The 25811-nt window shown below is 42.5% G+C and carries 22 protein-coding genes; 18 read left to right on the forward strand and 4 right to left on the reverse strand.

The window, feature by feature from the left end; all coding sequences use genetic code 11:
• Positions 1–287 precede the first annotated feature (287 nt).
• Together R50345_RS06515 and trmB are read left to right on the forward strand one after the other, a co-directional pair.
• Positions 288–473, forward strand: a complete 186-nt coding sequence (locus R50345_RS06515; RefSeq protein ID WP_042125061.1) for a hypothetical protein — start codon at positions 288–290, stop codon at positions 471–473.
• 196 nt (positions 474–669) lie between these two features.
• Positions 670–1386, forward strand: coding sequence for a tRNA (guanosine(46)-N7)-methyltransferase TrmB (trmB, locus tag R50345_RS06520; protein WP_036679523.1), 717 nt, complete (start codon positions 670–672; stop codon positions 1384–1386).
• A gap of 53 nt (positions 1387–1439) precedes the next feature.
• Here trmB and R50345_RS06525 read toward each other — a convergent pair whose 3' ends face one another.
• On the reverse strand, positions 1440–2555 hold the full coding sequence (locus tag R50345_RS06525) for a UDP-N-acetylglucosamine--LPS N-acetylglucosamine transferase (RefSeq protein ID WP_042125065.1): 1116 nt from the start codon (positions 2553–2555) through the stop codon (positions 1440–1442).
• A 48-nt stretch (positions 2556–2603) separates the two neighbouring features.
• Positions 2604–3131, reverse strand: coding sequence for a phosphatase PAP2 family protein (locus R50345_RS06530; protein ID WP_042125066.1), 528 nt, complete (start codon positions 3129–3131; stop codon positions 2604–2606).
• A gap of 401 nt (positions 3132–3532) precedes the next feature.
• On the opposite strand from R50345_RS06530, the gene R50345_RS06535 reads away from it, so the two are divergent.
• The 4 genes from R50345_RS06535 to rplT all read left to right on the forward strand — a co-directional run bounded on the left by R50345_RS06535 (position 3533) and on the right by rplT (position 6201).
• A complete protein-coding gene (locus R50345_RS06535; protein ID WP_042125070.1) occupies positions 3533–4771 on the forward strand; it encodes a glycosyltransferase family 2 protein in 1239 nt (412 codons plus the stop codon).
• A 280-nt stretch (positions 4772–5051) separates the two neighbouring features.
• On the forward strand, positions 5052–5549 hold the full coding sequence (gene infC / locus R50345_RS06540) for a translation initiation factor IF-3 (protein ID WP_042125071.1): 498 nt from the start codon (positions 5052–5054) through the stop codon (positions 5547–5549).
• A 60-nt stretch (positions 5550–5609) separates the two neighbouring features.
• Complete coding sequence (gene rpmI, locus R50345_RS06545) at positions 5610–5810, forward strand: 50S ribosomal protein L35 (protein WP_036679507.1); 201 nt, start codon at positions 5610–5612, stop codon at positions 5808–5810.
• 31 nt (positions 5811–5841) lie between these two features.
• Complete coding sequence (gene rplT, locus R50345_RS06550; RefSeq protein ID WP_042125073.1) at positions 5842–6201, forward strand: 50S ribosomal protein L20; 360 nt, start codon at positions 5842–5844, stop codon at positions 6199–6201.
• Between the two features lie 128 nt (positions 6202–6329).
• Here rplT and R50345_RS06555 read toward each other — a convergent pair whose 3' ends face one another.
• Positions 6330–6872 carry an acyl-CoA thioesterase gene (locus R50345_RS06555; protein WP_042125076.1) on the reverse strand — a complete coding sequence of 181 codons (543 nt, stop codon included), beginning with the start codon at positions 6870–6872 and terminating at the stop codon, positions 6330–6332.
• Between the two features lie 307 nt (positions 6873–7179).
• Here R50345_RS06555 and R50345_RS06560 point away from each other — a divergent pair, with 307 nt between their 5' ends.
• The 5 genes from R50345_RS06560 (at position 7180) to R50345_RS06580 (ending at position 12528) form a co-directional block, all read left to right on the forward strand.
• Complete coding sequence (locus R50345_RS06560) at positions 7180–8232, forward strand: BMP family lipoprotein (RefSeq protein ID WP_042125078.1); 1053 nt, start codon at positions 7180–7182, stop codon at positions 8230–8232.
• 180 nt (positions 8233–8412) lie between these two features.
• On the forward strand, positions 8413–9951 hold the full coding sequence (locus R50345_RS06565) for an ABC transporter ATP-binding protein (RefSeq protein ID WP_042125080.1): 1539 nt from the start codon (positions 8413–8415) through the stop codon (positions 9949–9951).
• Positions 9944–11017 carry an ABC transporter permease gene (locus R50345_RS06570; RefSeq protein WP_042125082.1) on the forward strand — a complete coding sequence of 358 codons (1074 nt, stop codon included), beginning with the start codon at positions 9944–9946 and terminating at the stop codon, positions 11015–11017. The genes R50345_RS06565 and R50345_RS06570 overlap by 8 nt, the downstream gene beginning before the upstream one ends.
• Positions 11018–11974 carry an ABC transporter permease gene (locus R50345_RS06575; RefSeq protein ID WP_042125085.1) on the forward strand — a complete coding sequence of 319 codons (957 nt, stop codon included), beginning with the start codon at positions 11018–11020 and terminating at the stop codon, positions 11972–11974. It abuts the gene before it with no gap.
• Positions 11975–12174: 200 nt separating this feature from the next.
• On the forward strand, positions 12175–12528 hold the full coding sequence (locus R50345_RS06580; RefSeq protein WP_042125087.1) for a hypothetical protein: 354 nt from the start codon (positions 12175–12177) through the stop codon (positions 12526–12528).
• A 22-nt stretch (positions 12529–12550) separates the two neighbouring features.
• Here the strand turns inward: R50345_RS06580 and R50345_RS06585 are convergent, their stop codons facing one another.
• The gene (locus R50345_RS06585; protein WP_042125089.1) at positions 12551–12997 is read right to left on the reverse strand and encodes a GNAT family N-acetyltransferase; all 447 of its coding nucleotides are present in this window, start codon (positions 12995–12997) and stop codon (positions 12551–12553) included.
• A gap of 590 nt (positions 12998–13587) precedes the next feature.
• Here R50345_RS06585 and ilvB point away from each other — a divergent pair.
• The 7 genes from ilvB to R50345_RS06620 all read left to right on the forward strand — a co-directional run bounded on the left by ilvB (position 13588) and on the right by R50345_RS06620 (position 25810).
• A complete protein-coding gene (ilvB, locus tag R50345_RS06590; protein ID WP_042125091.1) occupies positions 13588–15330 on the forward strand; it encodes a biosynthetic-type acetolactate synthase large subunit in 1743 nt (580 codons plus the stop codon).
• Positions 15327–15815 carry an acetolactate synthase small subunit gene (ilvN, locus tag R50345_RS06595; protein WP_170880323.1) on the forward strand — a complete coding sequence of 163 codons (489 nt, stop codon included), beginning with the start codon at positions 15327–15329 and terminating at the stop codon, positions 15813–15815. The genes ilvB and ilvN overlap by 4 nt, the downstream gene beginning before the upstream one ends.
• 179 nt (positions 15816–15994) lie before the next feature.
• Entirely contained in the window at positions 15995–16987 is a 993-nt protein-coding gene (ilvC, locus tag R50345_RS06600) for a ketol-acid reductoisomerase (protein ID WP_036679485.1), read from the forward strand.
• A gap of 102 nt (positions 16988–17089) precedes the next feature.
• Complete coding sequence (locus R50345_RS06605) at positions 17090–18631, forward strand: 2-isopropylmalate synthase (RefSeq protein WP_042125095.1); 1542 nt, start codon at positions 17090–17092, stop codon at positions 18629–18631.
• 250 nt (positions 18632–18881) lie between these two features.
• Positions 18882–22811, forward strand: coding sequence for a collagen binding domain-containing protein (locus R50345_RS06610; protein ID WP_042125097.1), 3930 nt, complete (start codon positions 18882–18884; stop codon positions 22809–22811).
• Positions 22812–23097: 286 nt separating this feature from the next.
• Complete coding sequence (locus R50345_RS06615) at positions 23098–23940, forward strand: MBL fold metallo-hydrolase (RefSeq protein WP_042125099.1); 843 nt, start codon at positions 23098–23100, stop codon at positions 23938–23940.
• Positions 23941–24070: 130 nt separating this feature from the next.
• On the forward strand, positions 24071–25810 hold the full coding sequence (locus R50345_RS06620) for a sensor histidine kinase (protein WP_042125102.1): 1740 nt from the start codon (positions 24071–24073) through the stop codon (positions 25808–25810).
• Position 25811: the final 1 nt, after the last annotated feature.

The following is a 25811-nucleotide window of genomic DNA, read 5'->3' on the forward strand; positions in this document are numbered from 1 at the left end:
TCCTGATTCTTATATTTTTCTGAGACGGATGGCATCTTTATAAAAGAGAACACACAGCCGTTTCTTTATAATCCAATACATTGTATCAAAAAACAGAGCTCGGCGTAACATTCACTCCCGGGACTGGCATTAAAAATAGGCTGCAAGTAAGGCGCTTTCAACTTGAAAATGCTTACATAGTATGTTATATTCAGAGTGTGAAAAGCTGCTGTGGCATAAAGAAATTCAACCAGGAGTTCATAATTTCGTGTCGTCCGATCCATAATAATAACCGTGAGGTGATAGCAATGAATTCTCAAACGGTATATGCTGAGGGTAAAGATTCGATTGAAGTCCACTTAACGCCAGATGAAGCCCTTGCACTAACAGGCGTGGAATTTAACGGAAACCCTAAGATCAAGACAGATGCACAGCGTAAAATTCGTAGTGCATTCGAAAAAAAGACATTTGCCACAAGCTCAAACACAAAGTAGATCCTAATCTACCGGACAAGAATGAGCCTTAAATCCAAATATACACAACGAAGGAATTCCTCTGGATAGCTCATTTAAGAGCTGAACCAGAGAATTCCTTTTTCTTTTTTACCCCAATCCCTTTACTTTTCGGGACAATTTCGGCACAATATTGCAAGTGACAGTTATCGTATAAGAGATAATCGGAGGAATACCTATGCGTTTACGCGGAAGAAAAGGAATACGTGAAAGTTTGGAAGAACAGACCGATCTAGTCATTCTTGACCCTCGTAGTTATAAAGGTGAGTGGTCCAAGCTGTTCGGAAATGATCATCCGATCCATGTGGAGTTCGGAATGGGCAAGGGGCAGTTTATCAGCCAAATGAGCTTCAAATATCCCGATATTAATTTTATCGGCGTTGATATGTATGATGAACTGATCCGTCGTGCTGGAGATAAGGCTAGAGCAGTTTGGGAGCCAGCAGGTCATGAGACGCCACCTAATCTGAAATTGGCGCTTGCCAATATTGATTACGCAGAGGAAGTATTTGCTCCTGGAGAGCTGGAACGAATTTATCTTAACTTCAGTGATCCGTGGCCTAAGAGTAAGCATGCTCGACGTCGTTTGACACATCCGCGTTTTCTTGACAAATATCGCGGCCTGCTAAGCGACCTAGGTGAAATTCATCTGAAAACAGATTCCCGAAGCCTATTTGAATTTTCATTGAATGCATTTGCAGACTTTGGTTTACAGATGAAAAATATTTCTTTGGACCTACATGCAGACGGCATCATAAATGAGGATCATATTATGACGGAATACGAGACGAAATTTGTGGGACGTGGCGTGAATATCCATCGTTGTGAGGCAATTGTAGGCGCAGAAGCACTCAAACAGTATCAGGCTACTCGATTAGATAAATATCGGCTGTAGTTAACAATAAAGCGGCAAGTCTCCAGAGATATGGAGGCTTGCCGCTTTATTTGCTATTCCAGTAATTCGATAATGCTTTGAGCGCTTTGTAAGGGGTGGTATCGAGCGATTTCCTCTAGATGGAGCTTCCGCTTATTCTGCACGTCTTCATAGTTGTTTAAGAGGCGTTCCATCCACATTACGACTACGTCTAAAGATTCTATCGGCTCTCCGAAGCCTGATGCAGTAAAATAGCGGCAATTCTCCTCCTCCTGCCCGGGCAGAGGGTGATAGAAAAGCATCGGAATTCCTTTAGCGAGTCCTTCACTGCAGGTCATTCCACCCGGCTTTGTGACTAGCAGATCGGATACCTCCATAAGTTTATCGATCTCACGCGTAAAGCCGATTAGAGAAATATTGGGATGATTATAACGAGGATCTTCTTTCATTTCACGCAGCAGCTTATCGTTATTTCCGAGACAAAAGACAATCTGAATCTTGTCCCGCCAGTCTGCAAGACAGGCATTTACTACCTGATCATTCATGATCCCCCAGCCGCCGCCCATGACTAGTACTGTGGGGATATCCTTTAGATTGAATTGCTCTCGTATCTCCTGCTTTCCAGGATGCTCCCAAAAGTTAGGATGTACGGGTATCCCGGTGACCCGAATTTTTGCAGCAGGAATGTTCCGCATGCGCAATTTGGACCTAACCTCAGGTGTTGAAACCAGATAACGGTCTACCTCTGGACTGATCCAGCTGGCATGTGCGTCATAATCCGTTATAACAGTTACGAGCGGTACCTGTAAGGTAGGATCCACTCTCTTTAGCCGAGATACTACAGCACCCGGAATAAAGTGTGTACAGACAATAACGTCAGGCTTCAGCTGCATAACAACATTTTTGGTATGCGTATAAAATATACGATGCAGGGCAAGTGTGGTAAGACGATTAAATGATTTCTGATGGCGGTAGACGTAGCCCATCAGCTTTGGTTGAGTCGTTACCGTCTTGCGATAAGCGGACAGAATAATAGGTGCCATTTTGGGATTTAGAAAATTCCCTAGTTCCAGCACCTTTGTTTGTAAATTAGGTGACAGTTGGCGCAGACTGCTCGACAGTGCATAAGCAGCTTGAGTATGTCCCGCGCCAAAGCCTTCTGAGAGTATTAAGATTCTTTTTTTTTGCAATTTTGATTCACCTATTCTCAAAGGTTTTCCCGGTTTAACCTATATACTTCAGATCCATAAGGCTATGGTACCTGCTGCGACACTGGTTCCGATCACTAAGCCTGCAAATACATCTGATGGATAATGTAATCCCAGATAAATGCGTGAAAACCCGACAATACAGGCCAGGGGCAGCAGAATAACGGTTAAGGCAGGAAATGCTACCATATATGGGACCGTTGAAGCAAAGATAGCTGTAGTATGACCAGACGGAAAAGAATGATCCTTTAATGGATTACGAAATGTGTTCGTATCCGGTAACGCCAGATAAGGCCGCATGCGTGGATACAGTTTTTTGGCGACAGCAACGGGCAAATGGCTAACTGCTAGAGCTGTCATTGCTTGCAGGCTGGCAGTTCTCCATGCCTGAGGAGCAAATGCCCAGATCAGTATGTTGATAACAATTGTGCTTGTAGCTCCACCCAAATGAGTGAGATAGAAGAGCCAAAAGTTCAGAAAGCGATTATGCATTCGTCCGTTGATCCACTTAAAAAGGCGCTGCTCCCAGAGATGTAGCTTCATGAATAAATGTCTCATATCTTGTCCCTCCGCCAGTTGGCTACCGATAACAGGTGCTTATGAGCAGTCCGTTCTTTAGCATAGATCTGTCTTAATCATACTTTTTAAAGGTAGTCCATTTCAAGGAAAAGCTCAGTTTTGCTAGAAATTTGCTAGTTTTGACTTAGAGCCGCTAACGCCGTACAATGATTCAAGCGGACTAAACATGTTTAAAAGGGTAAGAGATAAATAAGGATCCTAAATCATGGATTCCATACAATTCTTTTAAACAACATATATAAAAATTGTGAAGTCTGCCGAGAATAAGAATACTCTTGGTCTATTGTAAAGGGATGCAACAAAAGGGTCAGAAGGAACGTTAAGCAATCTAGAGAGAAAAAAAGAACACCGAGAGTGAAAAAAGGGGGCATCAAAAGGTCATGACAGACGCACTGTTTGTTACGCTCCAAGTGATCTTGGCAGCAATCGCAGTTTATCAGTTTACCTTTTCGTTATTTGGTCTACACAGGAAAAAGACAAAAACAAAGTATAAGCCAGAAAAAACATTTGCAGTACTAGTTGCTGCACATAACGAGGAAGAAGTCGTCGGCGCGTTAATGGAGAACCTGAAGCAGCTTAACTATCCTTCAGAACTGTTTGACGTATTTGTAATTTGTGACAATTGTACAGATGGTACAGCTCGCATCGTTAGAGAGCACGGAATGAACGCTTGCGTCCGCACTAACCCGAATCTGCGTGGTAAAGGTTATGCAATTGAATGGATGCTCAAGGAGCTTTGGGGCATGCAGCGTCAATATGATGCAGTCGTAATGTTTGATGCCGATAATCTGGCACATACAGAGTTCCTAATGGAGATGAACAATGATCTTTGTTCAGGAGCACGTGTTATTCAAGGTTATATTGATACTAAGAATCCAGAAGATTCATGGATCACTGCAGCGTATGGTGTGTCGTATTGGTATATTAACCGTTTGTGGCAACTTTCACGCCATAATTTGAATATGGCGAACTTCCTTGGCGGAACAGGAATGTGTTTCGAGACCACTCTTCTTAAAGAGATGGGCTGGGGAGCTACAAGCTTGGTTGAAGATCTGGAGTTCACGATGCGCAGTGCATCTCATGGTGTATATCCAAAGTTCAATTATGACGCAAAGGTTTTTGATGAGAAGCCTCTAACTTTCAAGGCTTCATCAAGACAGCGTCTGCGCTGGATGCAGGGACACTTTACTGTAGCACGTCGTTATTTTTTTCCATTACTTTGGCAAAGTATTAAAGAACGCAGCTTAACAAAGTTTGACCTCGCGCTTTACGGAGCGAATGTATATATTGTTTTGCTTACCTTTTTAATGACGGCGGTAATGTGGGTGGATATGGCCCTCTTTAACGGACCAAACATCGCTAATATTTACGGCAGCTTGCCAGTCTGGCTCGGCTTCCTTGCTATCGGCTTGAATCTGGTGACCTTTGGGGTTGCGATGGCTTTGGAGAAGGTTAAATTTAAGAAGGTGTACGCTTATCTGTTGTTCTTCCCAATTTACCTGATCTCTTGGTATCCTATTACGTTCTATGCGTTCTTCACGCAGAACAACAAGCAATGGAGCCATACCAAGCATACGCGTGTCGTAAGACTTGAAGAAGTGCAAAGCAAACAGGTTTAACATATTTAAAGATGTTGTATAAAAAGATTTGACACTCCGTTTGGAGTGGTGTATAGTATTCAAGTACGCAAATCATAGGGATTGCAAGAAGAAGCACCTGCTTCTCACCTGACTGGCATTTTCGCCGGCTGGTTTTGATCTCAATGCTTTATGAATGTTAATGTTCATGAACGTTGATCAAACACGGGGTGTCGGGTGTTACCGGCATCCCTTTTTTATGGAGTAGGATAGTATAGTTGCTAAAAAGATCCGGAGGTGGAGAGTTATCAGTAAGGAACATATGATCAATGATGAAATTCGGGCCAAAGAAGTTCGGTTGGTTGGTGCGGAAGGTGAACAAATCGGAATTAAACCGATCCGCGAAGCGTTGCAAATGGCGATCGATCTTAATCTAGATTTAGTCAATGTAGCACCGCAGGCTAAGCCGCCGGTATGCCGCATCATGGATTACGGCAAGTTCCGTTATGAAACGCAGAAGAAAGAGAAGGAAGCGCGTAAGAACCAGAAGATCGTTGATATCAAGGAAGTCTGGTTCCGTGCTAACATTGAGGAACATGATTATCAAACCAAGTTCCGCAATGTGATCAAGTTCTTGGGTGAAGGCGATAAAGTGAAGTGCTCCGTACGTTTCCGCGGACGTGAGATTACACATGCGAATATCGGCCAGAAAATCCTCGAGAGAGTTAAGAACGAAGTGGCTGATATATCTGTTGTTGAGCGCCAGCCTAAGCTGGAAGGTCGCAGCATGATTATGATTTTGGCTCCTAAAGCCCAATAAATCTGGAGTCACTTGCTTACCTGCAATTTGGCGCCGCATAATATTCAAGGAGGAAACACCATGCCTAAGATGAAAACACATAGCAGCCTGAAAGGTCGCTTCAAAATTACCGGAACTGGTAAAGTAACACGTTACAAAGCTCACAAAAACCACTTGCTGTCCCACAAATCTAAACGCGCTAAGCGCGTTCTGAACGGTAATCCAGTAATGGCCCCTGGGGATGTAAGACGTTTGAAACAAGGATTGGCTAACTTGAAATAGTTTATCACACATTTTTGGGAGGTTTATTAATATGGCAAGAGTTAAGGGCGGATTTGTAGTTCGTCGTAGACATAAAAAAGTGTTGAAATTGGCAAAAGGTTATTTCGGTTCTAAACACCGCATTTTTAAAACAGCTAAAGAACAAGTAATGAAATCGATGGTTTACGCTTACCGCGACCGTCGTCAAACTAAACGTAACTTCCGCAGACTGTGGATCGTTCGTATTAATGCAGCAGCTCGTTTGAATGGTCTTTCTTACAGCAAGCTTGTATACGGCCTGAAATTGGCTGGTGTAGAAGTTAACCGTAAGATGTTGGCTGATCTGGCTGTAAATGATCTTAACGCATTCAACTCATTGGCTGGTATTGCCAAAGAGAAAATCAACGCGTAAGTGTTGTGATATAATCGAAAAGCACCGTCTGCGTGTTGCCCATGCAGCGGTGCTTTTTTGTGCGGTATACAGTGTATAGAATGAAAGCTTGTTTAAGGAATGAGGAAAAAACTCTGCTTGATGCAGAGTTATTCCCAGTACTTCACAGTATTGAGTTCGGCAGCGAGTTTTTTGCTGATGGTTCTTCTCACTTTGCGCAGCTCAGAACGTTCATTAGCGGATTCATTGATCAGTTTCTCTTCATCGGTTTCCGGGATAATAGCAGGAACCGGAGTGGGAGTGCCATCCTCGCCGACTGCAACAAAGGTAAGAAATGAAGTGGCGGCTACGGCGCGCTCACCCGTATATAGATTTTCTGAAATGATCTTTACAAATACCTCTATGCTTGTGCGTCCTGTCCAAGAAACGAAGGATTCGAAGCATACAGAGTCTGTAGGTCGGATAGGTCTCAAAAAGTCAACGGAGTCTGTAGAGGCTGTGACGACGTTAGCGCGGCAATGGCGCATAGCTGAAATGGAGGCTACTTCATCAATGCCACTCATAAGCTTGCCGCCAAACAATGTTTTGTGATTGTTGACATCATTAGGGAAAACGCGTCCTGTTTTGAAAACGCGTGATTCACGGCAATACTTAAAAGCCGGCATCGTTTGTGGATTTTTTTCATCGGTCATATCTGATAACTTCCTTTCAGTGCAAATACTAAGCAATCATGATAATAGAAAACGCATAAGTGTGCAATAATATTTGTAATGTGTTGGAATACTATACAGAAGAAATTAAGGTTTTCTAACATCACCCAAACATGATGATTACATGCCGTGTCATGGAAAGCGGTTACTTGCGAAAAAGTACAAATTATTATTGACCTGAGGTCATTTATGGACTGGATTTTAGATTTTATTGCAGTTATAATTTGATCTATGGAATGTCCAAGCAGAACACAGAAGACATCCAATATTTTAAGGGGGATCACATTCAATGAAAAAAGTTTTCAAACTATCTCTTGTAATGTTGCTGGCATTTACAGTAGTATTGGCGGGTTGCGGAAACAACAACGCTAAGAATGCTGCAAATGGCGAGACTAACGCAGGAACAAATGGTGGAACAAACGCTGGAAAAGATTTCAAATTTGGTATGGTTACTGACATCGGTGGTGTTAACGATAAGTCGTTTAACCAATCCGCATGGGAAGCATTACAGGCTCTTGAAAAAGAAACTGGCACTTCCGTTAAATATTTGCAAAGTAAATCCAATGCTGACTATGAGCCAAACCTTAACCAATTCGTTAAAGATGGCTACAACTTGACTTGGGGTATCGGTTTTGATCTTGGCGACGCAATTAAAAAGGTTGCTGGTGAGAACCCAAATGCTAACTTGGCAATTATCGATAGCGTTGTAGATGCTCCTAACGTTGCATCCGTTACTTTCTCTGAGAACGAAGGTTCTTTCTTGGTTGGTGTGGTTGCTGGTTTGACTACAAAAACTAACAAAGTAGCTTTCATTGGTGGTATGGAAAGCCCAGTAATCAAACGTTTTGAAGTAGGATTTAAAGCTGGTGTAGCGGCAGTTAACCCTGAAGCTAAAGTTACAATTACTTATGCAGGTGCATATGACAAACCGGATACTGGTAAATCCCTTGCAGCTACATTGTACAACGATGGTAATGACATCATCTTCCCTGCTGCTGGTGCAACAGGAAATGGCGTATTTAACGAAGCTAAATCCCGTAACAAAGCCGGCGGTGCTAAAGTATGGGTTATCGGTGTAGACAAAGACCAATCCATTGAATTTGGTACAGACGTAACTTTGACTTCCATGATCAAACGCGTTGACGAAGCTGTGAAGAAGGTTTCCAAAGAAGTAATCGACGGTACTTTCAAAGGCGGTACTACAACTGTTCTTGGTTTGAAAGACAATGGTGTAGGTATCTCTGATACATCTAAAGTTAACGTTTCTGAAGAGATCTTGGCTAAAGTTGAAGATTTCAAAAAACAAATCATTGATGGAACCATTACAGTTCCTGCAGAGTAATATCTCCCTTTAATTTATCGGATATCAATAAGCAACAAGGAATAAGGCCGGTTATGCGCTGGCCTTATTCCTTGTTAAAGCACTGGTTATAATAAGTTAGACACAGTTATACCGCCTTGAAAAGGGCGGTACATCCGTGTCTACATGGTAGTTATATATTTCTGTGATGAGGGTGATTCCATGAGTGCTGCGGCTCCAGTCGTAGAGTTGAAGCAAATCACAAAACGATTTCCCGGTATTGTTGCTAACGATTCCATTAGCTTGACATTAAAGAAGGGTGAAATCCTTGCATTGCTAGGTGAGAATGGTGCAGGCAAATCTACTCTAATGAATATCGTATTTGGATTGTACCAACCGGATGAAGGTAGTATTGAAATCGACGGGAAACCGGTTATTATTGATAATCCCAATAAAGCGATTGAGCTTGGTATTGGTATGGTGCATCAGCATTTCAAGCTTGTGGAACCTTTTACGGTGACTGAGAATATCGTTCTTGGGATGGAGCCGAAGAAAGGTCTTAAAATTGACTATAAATCCGCTGCGGAACAGGTTCGGAAGCTATCGGAGCAATATGGCCTGCAAGTGAATCCAAATGCCGTTATTCATGACATTTCTGTAGGTATGCAGCAAAGGGTAGAAATTATGAAGACCCTGTACCGCGGAGCGGATATTCTCATATTTGATGAGCCGACTGCAGTACTTACGCCTCAAGAAATTACGGAATTGATGGCGATTATGAAGCGGCTTGTTGCAGAGGGAAAATCTATTATCCTGATTACGCATAAGCTTAAAGAAATTATGCAAATATCTGATCGGGTCACCATTATTAGACGCGGAAAAGTAATCGATACCGTAAATACCGCAGAGACTAATCCGAATGAACTAGCTGAGAAGATGGTTGGACGTGGCGTAACCTTCAAGGTAGATAAGAAGGCTCCTGAGGTTGGCAAAACTGTACTCGAGCTGAAGGATGTGAACAGCAAGAGTAAAGATGGTGTCTCAGTGCTGGACGGCCTTAGCTTTGATGTGAAAGCCGGAGAAATTCTCGGAATAGCTGGTGTAGATGGCAATGGACAGAGTGAACTGATTCAGGCTATTACAGGTCTGCGTAAAATTGATTCTGGTTCTATTCAGGTGTCTGGGAACGAGATAGCTAATTTATCCCCGCGTAAGATTACGGAGATGAATGTGTCTCATATTCCAGAGGACCGTCATAAGCATGGTTTGGTGCTTGATTTCTCAGTAAGTGAGAACATGGTTTTGGAAACTTACTATAAGAGTCCATATAACAAAAATGGCTTTATGCAAAATGATGTCATTGATAAATATGCTGAAGGTCTTGTGGAGCAATTTGATGTGCGTACACCTTCAATTCAGACCAAAGCACGTTCTCTATCCGGCGGAAATCAACAGAAAGCGATTATTGCTCGGGAAATAGATAAAGATCCGACATTACTTATTGCAGCACAACCAACACGCGGTCTAGATGTTGGGGCTATCGAGTTTGTTCAAAAGCAGCTTATCGCACAGCGTGACCAAGGAAAAGCTGTATTGCTCATTTCGTTTGAATTGGACGAGATTATGAATGTATCAGACAGAATTGCTGTTATCTATGAAGGCAAAATTGTCGGTGAAGTGTTCCCGCAGGATACGAATGACCAGGAACTGGGTCTTATGATGGCAGGCAGCTTGAAGCGGGGAGGTAAGGCAGTTGAATAAGTTCAAAAAAATCTTCACAACTGACAGCTATATCGTTCCTCTTGTCGCCATCGTACTTGGTTTTCTTGTGGGAGCAATAGTTATGCTTATGGGTGGTTATGATCCGATAACTGCTTACTCCGCACTGTTCTCACGTGTATTTGGTAACTTGTACAACTTTGGTGAAGCCGTGCGCGAAATGACGCCATTAATGCTCACTGGTTTAGCCGTAGCCTTTGCATTCCGTTCAGGGATGTTTAATATCGGGGCAGACGGACAAGTGATGATTGGTATGACAGCTGCAACCGTGGTGGGCATTAAATTTGCAGCCTTGCCAGGATTCATATTGGTTCCGCTTGCTGTTATTATAGCAGGGTTATGTGGAGGTCTGTGGGCTGGTATCGCTGGCTACTTGAAGGCCAAACGTGGGATTAATGAAGTTATTACCACGATCATGTTAAACTGGGTTGCTCTGTACTTGTCGAATTATATTGTAAGAGCATTTCTGTTACTCCCGGGACAGAATCGTTCCGAGGATATTCCAGCTTCACTTTCTATGACGTTCTTGAATTCGTTATTTGACAATGCACGTCTGCACTGGGGAACAGCTATTGCCCTTGCCGCAGCAGTATTCTTCTATGTCTACTTATGGAAGACTAAGCAAGGATATGAAATGCGTGCTGTTGGTTACAATCCTCATGCTGCCGAGTACGCAGGTATGAATGTTGGCCGTAACGTTGTAAAAGCAATGTTCATAAGTGGAGTATTTGCAGGGTTGGCCGGAGCAGGGGAGGTACTGGGTGTATTCCATTATCAATCTGTGTTCGCGGCATCACCAGGATATGGTTTTGATGGTATCGCAGTGGCTCTACTTGGTTTAACACATCCACTTGGTGTTGTTCTTGCTGCGATTCTCTATGGTACGTTGACTTATGGTTCTGCAGGAATGAGTTTTGCTGCAGATGTTCCTCCAGAGCTTATTCGTATCGTTATAGGTTCAATCATATTCTTTATTGCGGCACAAGGGATTGTGCGCTGGGTGCTTAAGCCCTTTTACTTCAAGCGCAAGAAAGAGAAGGTGTTATAGATGGATCTGCAGACGTTAGGTCAACTGCTTAATACAACGCTTGTTTTTTCCACAGCGCTTATTTTTGCCTCACTTGGCGGCATCTTCTCTGAACGCTCCGGTGTCGTAAATATTGGACTTGAAGGTTTGATGATGTTTGGTGCTTTTGCCGCAGCAGTGGGCGGTTATTATGCTCAAGATGCTGGGATGGGTGAATGGGCTCCTTGGATTGGCGTACTATGTGCTATGGCCGTCGGGGTAATTGGTTCACTAATTCATGCAGTTGCAGCTATTACCTTTAAATCGGATCAGACGATCAGTGGTACGGTTATTAACTTTTTAGCCGCAGGCAGTACGCTCTACATGGTAAAGCTGCTGTTTGATGGATCTGCTGAAACTCCACTAATCGATGGGTTTAACAAGGTTTCAATTCCTGGACTCTCCAAAATCCCAGTGATCGGTGAAGGGATATTTAATTCCTATCCGACCACTTATCTGGCCATTGTGCTGGTTATTGTTATTTATTTCGTTTTGTTTAAAACGCCATTTGGACTGCGTTTACGCGCAGTAGGTGAACATCCTAGTGCTGCAGACACCTTAGGGGTCAAGGTGAAGCGGATGAGATATATCGGCGTAATGCTGAGTGGATTGCTGGCTGGTATCGGTGGTGCTACAATCACTCTAACTACAACCGGAACCTTTGGACATAATACGATTTCAGGTCAAGGTTTTATCGCTATTGCAGCGATGATCTTTGGTAAGTGGAATCCGCTTGGTGCCTTTGGCGCTGCTGTATTCTTCGGATTCTCTCAAGCGATCCGTAACTACGTACAATTGTTTGAATGGTCAAAGGACATTCCACAAGAGTTTATCTTTATGATTCCTTACGTATTAACGATCATTGTATTGGTGGGTGCTGTAGGTCGTTCCGCTGCTCCTAAGGCATTAGGTCAGCCTTACGATCCTGGTAAACGCTAGATCTTTTCGATTTTTTGCTTATATCATTATCAAGCCGTATTTCCGGACTTTTCCGGAGATACGGCTTTTTTTGTTAGGATCGATATGGATAAACATTAAGAGGTAAGGGCAAGTGTACAGGCGAAGGTACTTTTGTGCGAATAAACTGTTTTGAAGATGGCGGGAATCAGAGGCATGCAAAACTTTTTGGAGGGGATATTATGACTAAGCCAGTTACGAAAAAGCAGGTTATGAGGCTCATAGGTAAACAGATCATCGCTGTGAAAAAAGATGGCACACAGGTTACAGGAAAGTTGCTTCGTGTATCAGGAAATCGTCTTATTTTGCAACGTGTAAGTGGTAAAAAAGTACAAACTAAAGCAATCATTCCATTAGTGTTGTTTGATTTGCTCGCCATTGGTACTGCCCCTTATGCTTATGGTGGAGGTTATGGCGGTGGCTATGGAGGAGGCTATGGTGGAGCTACACCTTATGGTGGCGGTTACGGATATGGAACTCCTTATGGAGGTTATGGGTACGGAGGCACACCATATTCACCTTTTGGATTCTTTTGAGTTCCGATAAGTGCTGCTTTGGCTAGGAGAATCGTTTCTCAAGCTCGTAACAAAAACTTAGCGATTGATAACGGGCTACGCTGTAGCCCAATTTTCGATAAAAGGCTAGCGCTGCTGCATTCCCTAGATCGACAGATACCTTAGAACGATGACAACCGCGAGAAAGTGCAAATCTTTCTGCCCGATCCATAAGCATATTTCCCAAGTGTTTTCGCCGAGCATCTGGTGCAATGGCTAGCATATCGATGTAGAGTAAATCACCATGCAGCAAGAAATGGACAAACCCGTTTGGATCGCTTTCATAGTCGGGACAGGTGACAAGTGTGATTCCGTGTCCTAGACGACGGGGTAAATCCTTTTTGATTTTAGTGATTTCAGTTTGCGGCAGATGAGATAATGGAACGAGCTGTCGCTCGATTAAATCAAAAATAACAACGTCATCCTGCTTCGGTCGACGATAACGAATCATAGAGCGTCCCCTTTCCACGCATTGTCGTACATCATATGTTGGGAGAGGGGCAGGCGTTCCGAGAGGGTAGAAGCAGGAGTTGTGACGATTTTAAAAATAAGGGTATTGACTATCCGTGATAGGAATCATATAATGTGTCTAAACATTTTAACGAACATACATGTATCGGCAATGATGAGGACGAAGTTTTAAGGGCTCTTTTGCTCAGAGAGTGTGAGGATTTGCTGCAACCTCCACCGAAATCCCTTATATACGAGCTCACCTCGGAGCTGTTTCCCTGAAAGGTCCACTGGCTAGAGTGGTGGAATTATTAGGGGGAATCGTTTAGTCCGCGTTACGGACTTCAGGTTACAGAGATTAGGGCCCTTGCCTACATCGATGGATTTTTGTATACCTGATAAGGCGTTGCATCGCGAGATGTAATGCAAACATGGGTGGTACCACGGAAGATCAACCTTTCGTCCCTCACGCGCTAATACTGTGCGTGGGAGGCGGAAGGTTTTTTTGTTTTATAAATAACTATTTGCTGATGTATAGAGGACGGTCCGTCATTTGCATAATGAATGTTAAATATCGGAGGAGGAATACTGATGAGCGCGCAAATACCGGAATTACGGTCTACAGAGCAGCTAAAAGAAAAATGGATGGAGCCGGAAGTTATTACCGGTTCGGAAATACTACTCCGCAGCCTTGTATTGGAGGGTGTAGACACAGTATTCGGATATCCAGGTGGAGCTGTATTGTACATTTATGATGCATTGTACGGTTTTACGGATTTCAATCACGTGTTAACACGTCATGAGCAAGGAGCGATTCATGCAGCTGACGGTTACGCTAGAGCAAGTGGCAAACCAGGGGTGTGTATCGCAACCTCGGGTCCTGGCGCAACAAACCTTGTAACAGGTATTGCTACAGCATATATGGACTCCACTCCATTGGTCGTAATCACAGGTAACGTTTTCTCAAGCCTGATCGGTACAGATGCTTTCCAGGAAGCAGACATTACTGGAATCACGATGCCAATCACTAAACACAGCTACTTTGTAAGAGATGTTGAGGATCTCCCTCGCGTAATACATGAAGCTTTCCATGTGGCGAATACCGGTCGTAAAGGTCCAGTATTGATCGATATACCGAAAGATGTGTCGGCAGCAAAGACGTTGTTCACACCAGTGAAGACCGTAAATCTTCGTGGCTACAACCCTTGTACAGTTCCAAACAAACTGCAGCTTGATAAACTGGTTCGTGCGATTGAGGTTGCTGAACGTCCGATTATCATTGCAGGTGGTGGAGTTATCTATTCCGGAGCACATGAGGCTATGTTCGAATTCGTGAAACGGACAGAGATTCCAATAACTACAACCTTGCTGGGACTTGGAGCCTTCCCAAGTGCTGAAGAGCTTTGGATGGGAATGCCAGGTATGCATGGCACATATACCGCAAACAATGCGATTCAGCAATGCGATCTGCTCATTAATATCGGTGCCCGCTTCGATGACCGTGTTACGGGTAGGCTGGACGGCTTCGCGCCAAAAGCCAAGATCGTGCATATCGATATCGATCCTGCAGAAATCGGAAAAAATGTATCGCCTGATATTCCGATCGTTGGAGATGTAAAAACTGTACTGGAAATGCTGATTCCTGAGGTTGGCCGTGCATCTAAGGCTGATGCTTGGAGAACGCATATCGCGCAGTCGAAGCTTGATCAGCCACTTCGGTATAAAGATTCGGAGACAGAGCTTAAACCACAATGGGTTATTGAAATGATTAATGACACCACTAATGGTGAAGCGATTGTTACTACGGACGTTGGCCAGCATCAAATGTGGGCAGCACAATATTACAAGTTCAATCATCCGCGTTCATGGATTACTTCAGGTGGTCTTGGAACGATGGGCTTCGGATTCCCATCAGCTATCGGTGCGCAAATGGCACATCCTGAACGGTTGGTAGTATCGATTAACGGGGATGGCGGTATGCAAATGTGTTCCCAAGAGCTGGCGATTTGTGCGATTAACAATATACCTGTCAAAATCGTTGTTATTAATAATCAAGTGCTTGGAATGGTTCGCCAATGGCAGAATCTTATCTATGACAAACGTTATAGCTATACAGACCTTGCAGGTAGTCCGGATTTCGTTAAGCTGGCTGAGGCCTATGGTGTAAAAGGTCTACGGGCGACGAATAAGGAAGAAGCACGTGATGCATGGCAGAAAGCTCTGGAAACACCGGGTCCAGTATTGGTAGAATTCGTTGTTCCAAAAGACGAGAATGTCTACCCGATGGTAACTCAAGGTTCAACCATCGATCATATGCTGATGGGGGATGAATAACAGTGACAAGACATACGATTTCAGTACTCGTAAATGACCAGCCAGGTGTGCTTCAGCGGGTGTCAGGCTTGTTCGGTCGCCGTGGATTTAATATTGAGAGTATTACAGTCGGCCAGTCCGAAGAGGTTGGATTATCCCGGATGGTTATCGTTACTCTTGGCGACCAGCATACCCTTGAACAAATCGAGAAGCAGCTCTATAAGCTAATTGATGTTATCAAAGTTGTTGATCTTGGAGCTAAGCCTATGGTTGCACGCGAGCTGGCTCTGATTAAAGTGAATGCTGATCCAAGTGAGCGTCCGGAAATTTTGGGTGTAGTTGAGACTTTCCGTGCTTCAGTTGTCGATATCGGCAGCACCACTATACTGGTGCAGGTAGTTGGGGAGACACAGAAGATTGACGCGATGATCGAGCTATTGAAGCCTTATGGAATCAGAGAGCTGTCTCGCACAGGTGTTACGGCTATGGTACGTGGCAACTCTTAAATAGTTTATTTTGCGACTTTAACGGATTACTGCTTGATTGCATTAATCTGATATGATATGAATGACATTCCCGCTAAAGAGCGGGAGCTTGAGGAGCAGCTTGATCTAATCGACGAATCCAGTTCTCTTGAAGCACCCGCTCTTTATGATGGGTCTCAAATTAAAGGAGGATATTGACAATGGCAGTTACAACGTACTATGAACAGGATGCAGAACTTAGTGTATTAAAAGGAAAGACAATTGCGGTAATCGGGTACGGTAGCCAAGGACATGCCCAAGCACAAAACCTACGTGACAGTGGTCTTCAAGTTGTCATCGGTCTTCGTGAAGGTAAATCTTTTGAAACTGCGAAAAATGACGGTTTTGAAGTATTGCCAGTAGCTGAAGCAGTATCCCGTGCAGATGTTGTGCAAATCTTAATGCCAGATGAAACTCAAGCATCCGTATATAAAAATGAAGTGGAACCAAACCTCAAAAAAGGCGCAGCTTTGATGTTCTCCCACGGCTTTAACGTACACTTTGGACAAATCGTTGCTCCTAAAGATGCGGACGTGCTACTCGTAGCACCAAAATCTCCAGGTCACATGGTTCGTCGTACTTATGTTGAAGGCTTCGGCGTTCCTGGCTTGATTGCTATCGAACAAGATGCAACAGGTAAAGCGAAAGAAATCGGTCTTGCTTATGCAAAAGGTATTGGTTGTACACGTGCAGGAGTTATCGAAACTTCTTTCCGCGAAGAAACCGAAACCGACTTGTTCGGCGAACAAGCAGTACTTTGTGGTGGTGTATCCGCACTGATCAAAGCTGGATTCGAAACTTTGACAGAAGCAGGCTATGCTCCTGAAATGGCTTACTTCGAATGTCTGCACGAATTGAAACTGATCGTTGACATGGTATACGAAGGCGGATTGTCCAGCATGCGCGATTCCATCAGTAACACTGCGGAATATGGTGACTATGTAACTGGACCACGCATTGTAACTGAAGATACTAAAAAAGCAATGAAAGCTGTTCTGACAGATATTCAAGAAGGTAAATTCGCTCGTGACTTTATCCTTGAGAACCAATCCGGACGTGCTTTCCTTACCGCTACTCGCCGCAACGAAGCTGCTCACCCAGTAGAAGTTGTAGGTAGCCAATTGCGTGAAATGATGCACTGGATTAAGAAATAATCATATTCATACTTATGATTAAATAGTGTTACCTTCAAATGCGGCCGTGACTTTGCGAGCCGCATTTGAGAGTTTCAGCACAATCTTTGGGAGGTGCTTAGCATGCGGAAAATTTATGTGTTCGATACGACACTGCGAGATGGAGAGCAGTCACCAGGTGTGAACCTCAACACGCGTGAGAAAGTGGAGATCGCTTACCAGTTAGAGAAGCTGGGAATTGATCGCATGGAAGCGGGTTTTCCTGCAGCTTCTCCAGGTGATCTAGCTTCTGTTAATGCGGTGGCAAGAGCTGTGAAGAACGTCACGGTAATCGGCCTTTCTCGTTCTAGAGAGACAGATATTGATGCTGTAAAAGAAGCACTACAGGGAGCGCAGGACCCTTGTATTCATATTTTTCTAGCTACATCTCCTATTCACCGGCAGCATAAGCTGCGGATGGATAAGGCTCAGGTGTTGGAAACTGCACAGTCTGCTATCCGATACGCTAAGAAATATTTCCCTAAGCTCGAGTTTTCATTAGAAGACGCGGGCCGTACGGAGTATGATTTCATGGCTGAAATGGTCGGCATGGCTATCCGGGAAGGGGCTAATGTTGTTAATATCCCGGATACTGTAGGTTACTTGAATCCTTCGGAGTACGGAGCTATCTTTAAATATCTAAAAGAGAATGTGCCTGATATTGAACGCGTACAGCTTAGTGCTCATTGTCATAACGATCTTGGCATGGCTACAGCAAATACGCTGGCTGCGATTCAGAATGGTGCAGATCAGATCGAAGGAACGATCAACGGTATCGGTGAACGTGCCGGGAACACAGCGATTGAAGAAGTGGCATTGGCGCTGGAGACACGCGCTGAATTCTTTGGCGCTAAAACTTCGTTAACGTTGTCCGAGATTTCTCGCACAAGTCGCTTGGTCAGCAAGTTGACAGGTATGGTAGTCCCAGGGAATAAGGCGATTGTAGGAGCTAATGCATTTGCTCATGAATCGGGTATTCACCAGGACGGAATGCTGAAAGAGAAAACCACTTATGAGATCATGACACCGGAGACCATTGGACTTAAAGAGAGCAAACTGGTACTTGGTAAGCACTCTGGACGCCATGCTTTCCGCGATAAGCTAAGTGATCTAGGGTATGATTTATCTGAAGAAGAGCTTAATACAGCTTTTTCAAGGTTTAAAGACTTGGCGGATAAGAAAAAAGAAGTGTCGGATGAAGATATTTTGGCATTAATTGAAGAGAAACTAATTGATACGCCAGAAGTATTCAGACTTCAGACGATTTACGTTACTTACGGTAATAAAGCTGTTCCAACTGCTAAGGTGATTATCGATGGTCCGGAAGCGGAGCCTATTGTAGCAGAGGCAGAAGGCAATGGTTCTGTAGATGCCATCTACAATGCTATTGATAAAGCCACGGGTGAGGAAGTTACCCTTGGGGACTATTCCATTAAATCCGTTTCCCGTGGTAAAGATGCACAGGGCGAGGTTCATGTAGTACTGTCGCAGGGTGAAGTTGCTGCACAGGGCCGTGGACTTAGTACTGATATTCTGGAAGCGAGTGCCCGTGCTTATATTGATGCGCTTAACAAGCTTCTAGAGAAGCGTAAAACTTACACCAAACGTGACCACGCAAGTATATAAGTGAAATTATATTGTGCAGAAATTTACTAATACTTAGAGGAAGCCCTGACAGTGAACTCACTGTCAGGGCTTTTTTGTTATTCAAAAAATTTGCTAATTGAGCCAATTCTGGCGAAATTTCAGATCTGTTCAGAAATTGTTCATGTCGGCAAATTACAATCGAAGGGAGATTATTGAAGTATTTGGAGAACAAACAACTTAGAAATAGTCGAGTAAGTACTTTTATAGGAAGAAGGAGGACTTTCGTTTTATGTGGAAAAAGAAAATTGGTTTATGGATGGTAGTAATACTTCTTAGTACGCAGTTTTTCAATGCTTTTGGCTTCGATTCTCAGGTCAAAGCAAAGGCGATTGAGAACAGTGCTAATATCATTACAAGTGTGACGATGTCTGTATATGAGAATGGGGTACAGGTCACAGATTCTGTTTACAAGCTGAGCTCCACCGTGAAGTTGAACTATAACTGGGCGGTTCCAGATGGAAGTGATTATGTTGCAGGTGATACTTTTACATTTGAACTACCAGAAGGGTTTGTGCTCGAGAAAGACTTTTTGAATAAAAAGATTATGATTGAAGGGCAAGAACTGGGGCATTACGACATTATAAAAGGGAGTCCTAACAAAGTTACCTTAACATTCACCGGTGAAGTCGGAGAATATTTCGATGTCAAAGGTGCAATTGAAGTGGAGACTCGTTTTGACACAACAAAGTTTACGGATACTATACCCTATACGATTAAGTTTCCGATAAATGGTGGTGCAGAGCAGGAGTTTACAGTCCAATTTAAACCTGAGGTTAGTTCTACTATTGACAAAGATGGAGTTGCGGTAGGCACTAATCAAGGAAATTATAATGCCAAACAGATTAAATGGACTGTTGATGTGAACAAAGTTATGGATAGTGTATATGGAGCTGCTGTAACTGATGTAATCCCTACGGGTTTAGCTTTAACTGATATAAGTGATATCAAGGTCAGTAAGCTTAATGTAGCGTTAAACGGTACTGTATCTCCGGGTGCTCCTTTAAACAATAGTCAATATTCTGCAACTCTAGTGGGGAACACCCTAGAGGTAAAGTTTATTACCCCTGATATTAATACACCTATTACGGAAGCATACCGTATTGAATACGTTACGGATGTTATTGATGATACTAAAACCACTTTTGTAAACACGGCAACTTTCAAGGGGAATAATACAGGACCTTTTTCAGATAATGCAAGTGTATCTCTTAATCATGGAGCATTATTGAAGAAATCTTTTCTCAGTTATAATTCCGTGACACAGGACACTTATTGGGCGATTGAGTACAATTATGGTGAAAAATCGATCTCTAAAGCAGATGCCAAATTGTTCGATTATTATACGGACTCTCAACAGTTTGTACCTAGCTCTCTGAAGGTATATAAATTAGATTTCACTAAGTCTAAAGATAATCCTGATAAAGTTTTAGTAACTGACTACACAGTATCTGAGAATACTTTAGCTCCGAAAGCAGGGCTGAAAAATTTCGAATTATCATTTAATAATAATATTTCGAATGCTTACAAGATCGAGTATCAGACCCGGGCGAAAGATCGCATCGAAGAAGCAACAAAGGTTTCAAATACTGTTACTACTATAGTTAATGGTGTTACTAATGACAAGCCTGCGAGCGGGACACTTAATCAAGATATTATCTCCAAGAAGGTTGGACAGGCTAATTACGCTGATAAAACTATAAGCTGGACAATAAAAATTAATAGTGATAAAAAAGTAATGAATAATGTAGTGATTACGGATACCTTCCCTAACAGAGGTTTGAAATTTACTGATGTTGGGTTTGTTATCAAAGATGATAGCGGTAAACTAGTGGACTCTTCTATGTATACTCTTGGTGATTCAAAACCTACAGAAGGTTTTACCGTGAAATTCAACTCATCAATAGATAAGACTTATACAATTACTTACAAAACGTATTTCAATAATGATTGGTTGAAGAATAGTAATGGGACTGTATATGATTGGGTTAAGAACGAAGTGAAATTTTTGAATAGAGCTTCTGTTGTATGGAATGACCCGTCCAAACCTACAGAAACGAAAACCATCACGGTTGAGGATACATTCTATCCTGATTCAAAAGCAAAGAATAATGGCTACAAAAACGGTTCCTATGACGCTCAAACCAAAGAGATTTCTTGGGAAATAGGGATTAACTACAATAGCAAAGAGCTTGATAAAGCTGTGCTTGTTGATACGTTAGAAGATAAACAGCAGTTGATAGAGGGATCTATAAAGGTTTATGAACTTTCGATAGAAAGCAGTGGTAACCCTAAAGTAGGAAAAGAAGTCACTGTTACTGCCAGCTCTAATCCCAAACTATATTCTGTAGATTACAATAAAACGACTAAATTGTTGAAAATAAGCTTTAATGAAAAAATTGCTAAGCCTTATTTGATTAAATTCAGCACCAGCTTAAAGGATCAAGTGGTCGAGAATGGAACGATTTACAATACAGCTAAGCTGTCTGACAATGGTGTGCCTGTATCAAAAGATTTGAAAAGTGAAGTTAGCATTCCAAACGGTGGTAAAAATGATCAATATGTTACCAAGTCAGGAGTACAGGACCCTAAAAATGAGACAAAACTAAATTGGACTTTAAAGATCAACTATAACCAATCTCTTGTAGAAGATGCACAAATCATTGATAATCCGGACGCTAATCAAATGTTCTTGCCGGAGTCATTCCGGTTGCTGCCGACAACAATTTTAAAGGATGGCACAGTCAATGAATCTGGTCCAGCACTCATTCAAGGAGCGGACAAGGATTATATGCTTGAATTTACAAAGGATGACAAGACAGGTGCAGAGCAATTTAAATTGAAGTTCAATAAAACGATTGAGAAACCTTTTATTTTGAAGTATGACTCTATAATTTTAGAGGCGAAAAATGGTGGGAAAATTAGTAACTCTGTTAAATTTAGTGGTAATGGATCCCAAACGGAAACCCAATCCAAAGAATCAAGTGTAACTGTAGTATTTTCGGATTCTAGTGGAATTGGACAAGGGACTAGAAAAGAATTAGCTGTCAAGAAAGTAGATGCAGCAGATAATAGTAAAGTTCTTGAAGGAGCTATCTTCAATTTATATCGCGTGTCTGGATCGGAAGAGGTTTTATTTAGCACATCTATTCAGACAGATAAAGACGGTAAAACAGTATTTAAAGATCTCCGGCCTGGTAAATACTTCTTGCAAGAAAAAACGGCACCTATTGGATATATCAAGGATGCAAATAAATATGAGGTGAAATTTAGTTCAACAACAGTTACAGATATGACTGTAACGAATCAAAAGATAGTGACGCCAACAACAGCACCAACAACAGCGCCAACAACAGCACCAACAATAGCGCCAACAACAGCACCAACAACAGCACCAACACCAGCACCAACAACAGCGCCAACAACAGCACCAACAACAGCACCAACAACAGCGCCAACAACAGCGCCAACAACAGCACCAACACCAGCACCAACAACAGCGCCAACAACAGCACCAACAACAACACCGACGGCAACGCCGACAGCAACACCGACGGAAACACCTGTGTCGACAGTAACACCTACGTCAACGCCAGACAATCCAATTTTCCCTGTGTCGACTCCGACGTCAATACCGGGAGTAATCGTTACTGCTACTCCATCCCCAACACCAGTGGTGGTAACGCCAACTGTGACACCAACAGTAACAGCAACACCGGTTATCACGGCGGTGCCAACTAGCACTCCTGTTGTTCCGAAAGTGACGCCACCTGTAGAGAAACTGACTACAGATGAGGAAGTTCCTCTTGAAGGTGAAATCCCACTTGGGGGCGTGCCGAGTGTCGGTGAAAAGCCAGATCATGGTAAGGTGACAATTACTAAAGATGGCAAGTGGATTTATACACCAGATCCAGGCTTCATTGGCAAAGACAAGTTCACGATCATTGTGACAGATGAGAATGGAAATGAAGAAGAGATTGAGATCGAGATTGATGTCGAGGAAGTACCGACAGGTACTGTGAAAGAACCAGGGGATAACAGCAATAAACCAACAGAGCTTCCGAAAACGGGAGAAGACAGTGCACTTCCTATTTACTTAGTAGGTGGAGGTCTAGTTCTTGTGGGATTTGTGTTAGCTCGAAGATTTAAACGAAGTAATTAATATATCGTAATGATAAGGGTGCTGTCCCGGCACTCAACACCCATAGGATAAAAGTCAACGGAGCAAGGCTCCTCCTGTTATTGGAGGAGCCTTGCTTTTTTTTGGTCTATGGCTACTCGTTTCATAACCTTCTTCACTTACTACCCAACTCCCAACGAAGTGAACCTTGACGAAAATGGGATTTTCACTCATTATTCGTAATGTAGCGCCAGCGACACTATTTAGCATATATCTTTTTTTTACTAATTAGTAAGCGCTATCATAAAATGCGCTGGGAGATGATACCATGGAATTTATGTATTTAGGAACTGGAGCAAGCGAGGGTTATCCAGCTTTATTTTGTCAATGTGAACGTTGCTCTATGGCGATGGAGCTTGGTGGCAAGAATATTCGCGCTCGTACAGGAGCGCTTATTAACTCTGATTTGCTGCTGGATTTCTCACCTGATATGTATATGAATAAGCTTCGTTACAAATTGGATTTGGGGAAAGTTAATCATTTGATTGTTACGCATTCGCATACTGATCATTTTGCAGCAGCAGAGCTCATGATGAGGCATGAACATTGGTATTGTCAGCTGCAGGAGAGTGGAAAAAAACTGCATATTTACGGAAATGAAACGGTAGAAGAAACGATGAAATCAGCTCTTCGCTATGATTATGGAACCGATACGATTGAAGATCCTTTTTACGAGTTTCATATCATACAGCCTTTCATGCCCTTCACTCTTGGAGAAGTGACAGTAACCGCATTGCCAGCCCATCACAAGCCGGATGAACATAGCTTTATCTATCTACTTGAGCAGAATAACACAAGATTCTTATACGGCAATGATAGTGGTATATTCAGTGATGAAACCTTCAATTATCTACGTGATAAGCACCTGGACGTTGTTAGTCTGGATTGTAATTATGGGCTAGAGGATAGATATGATTATCATATGGGGATCTCCGGTTGTCGGATAGTAAGAGAACGTTTGCTTGACCAAAATAGTTGTGATACTAGTACATCATTTATTCTGACTCATTTCTCTCACTACAGCGCAGAGTTGCATGATACTTTAGTTAAGAATACAGCAGAGGAGAATTTCATCATTTCCTATGATGGGATGAAAGTCTTCTTAGCATGACGTGATGATAGTCTATCTATAATTAAAAGAATAGTCATTACCCGTAAAATCCTCCCTTGAGGAAAGGACTACTTTACGGGTCTTTTTTATAGCTTTAAGGGCTCAAAATGAGTAGATACGGAGGTAGAGAATGAAGCTGCTGGCTACGGGAAAAGTAAAATGGTTCGTCTATCAGAAAGTTGTCATCGTATTTATCGTCTTTTTGATTCCGCTCATATCGATGAATATTTGGGTGAATTATAAGGGGATGTCATTCACCAAAAATACGATTTTGGACTCATCTCTGGCTGGGGCGTCATTCTATTCCAAGCAACTGGATAAAGAGATATATTTCATCCGCAATCAACAATTACAATTTCAAGAAGATAAAAACATACAGAAGCTTAGTTTCCGAGGCAAAAGTTTAGAAAAGTATGAAGAGGTAGAATTAATCGGTAATGCTGAAGATCTATTGAATCGGATCATTGCCTCAAGCGAATATGTGGTTAACGCCGGGGTATATATTAAGTCTCTGGGAAAAACGATCTCTGGTAAGACCGGGATCACGTCTATTCCTAATATGGAGTACGAAAAAATTTCCTCGTTACTTAACGTTAAGCAGAAGCCTTCATTCTATCGGAGCGGTGATGCGATTTTCCTTATAGAAACAGGAGATAATGCGGAGCTTTGGTCGTATATTGAAATCTCAAAAGGTAAGCTATTGGAGGCACTAAATCAAATCGCAACCTTATATCAAGAATCGGAGGTATTTCTGGGAAGTAATGAGCTGGGCAATATTCTATCTACTACAGACGATCAGTTAGTATCTACTGAGGTCCTTAGGCTCATCACCAAACAGGATCAGTTTAATTCCGATATCCCAGAAATAAACAAGGTGAACGGTAAAAGTTACTTTATTGCCCATAACTTTATCAGTTCTTTGAATCTATCCTTGATTATGTACGTGAATCAGAATGAAATCACAAGGCCCTTAAGCCAATTTAATACACTACTATATGCCTCTTTCGTCATCGCTATTGTGGTAATGATACTTTATTCTTATTCGGTAAATCTAATGATTCATAGGCCCTTATCGAAATTGGTTAAGACATTCCGTATGGTAGAAACGGATAATCTTGATTTAGTCATCGAGTCAAAGACCAAAGATGAGTTTTACTATATATTTAATAGTTTTAATCGCATGGCTTCTAGACTTAAGCGTTCTATTGAGGAAAATTATGAACAGAAGATTGCCCTGCAGCATTCGCAGTTGAAGCAATTGCAGTCACAGATTAACCCGCATTTTCTCTATAACAGCTTCTTTAATATTTACATGATGTGTAAAGTAGGAGATTCCGATAGTGCGGCTGAGCTCTCACAAAAGCTAGGGAGCTACTACCAATACATCACAAGAAGTGGAGCGGACGAGGTGGCATTCTTTAAGGAGTATCAGCATGCGCTTGATTATTGTGAAATTCAGTGTATTCGCTTCTCGAATCGTATTTCTTTCGAATATGAAGAAATACCCGTTTTGGCGAATGCGATTTTAGTACCGAGGCTGATTATTCAGCCGATTGTTGAGAATGTGTTCGAGCATGCTTTCGAAGACGACTCCCGACAAGGGGTTGTCTATATTGGTGCCGAATGCGAAGAGGGAAAAGTAATTATCACGATTGAAGATAACGGCAATCTTTTAAAAGATGAGGAAATAGAGTACTTGCAGAAGAAACTTGCGATGGGTCTGAAACAAGTTGAGAAGACGGGATTAATCAACGTTAATAATAGACTCCAATTGAAGTACGGACCAGATAGTGGCTTATTTGTCTCACGCAGCAAATACGGAGGATTGAGAGTAGAACTGATAGTTAAATATGAGAGTAAGGAAGTGTGAT

Origin of the sequence: Paenibacillus sp. FSL R5-0345, from assembly GCF_000758585.1 — a bacterium.
GTDB lineage: Bacteria > Bacillota > Bacilli > Paenibacillales > Paenibacillaceae > Paenibacillus_AQ.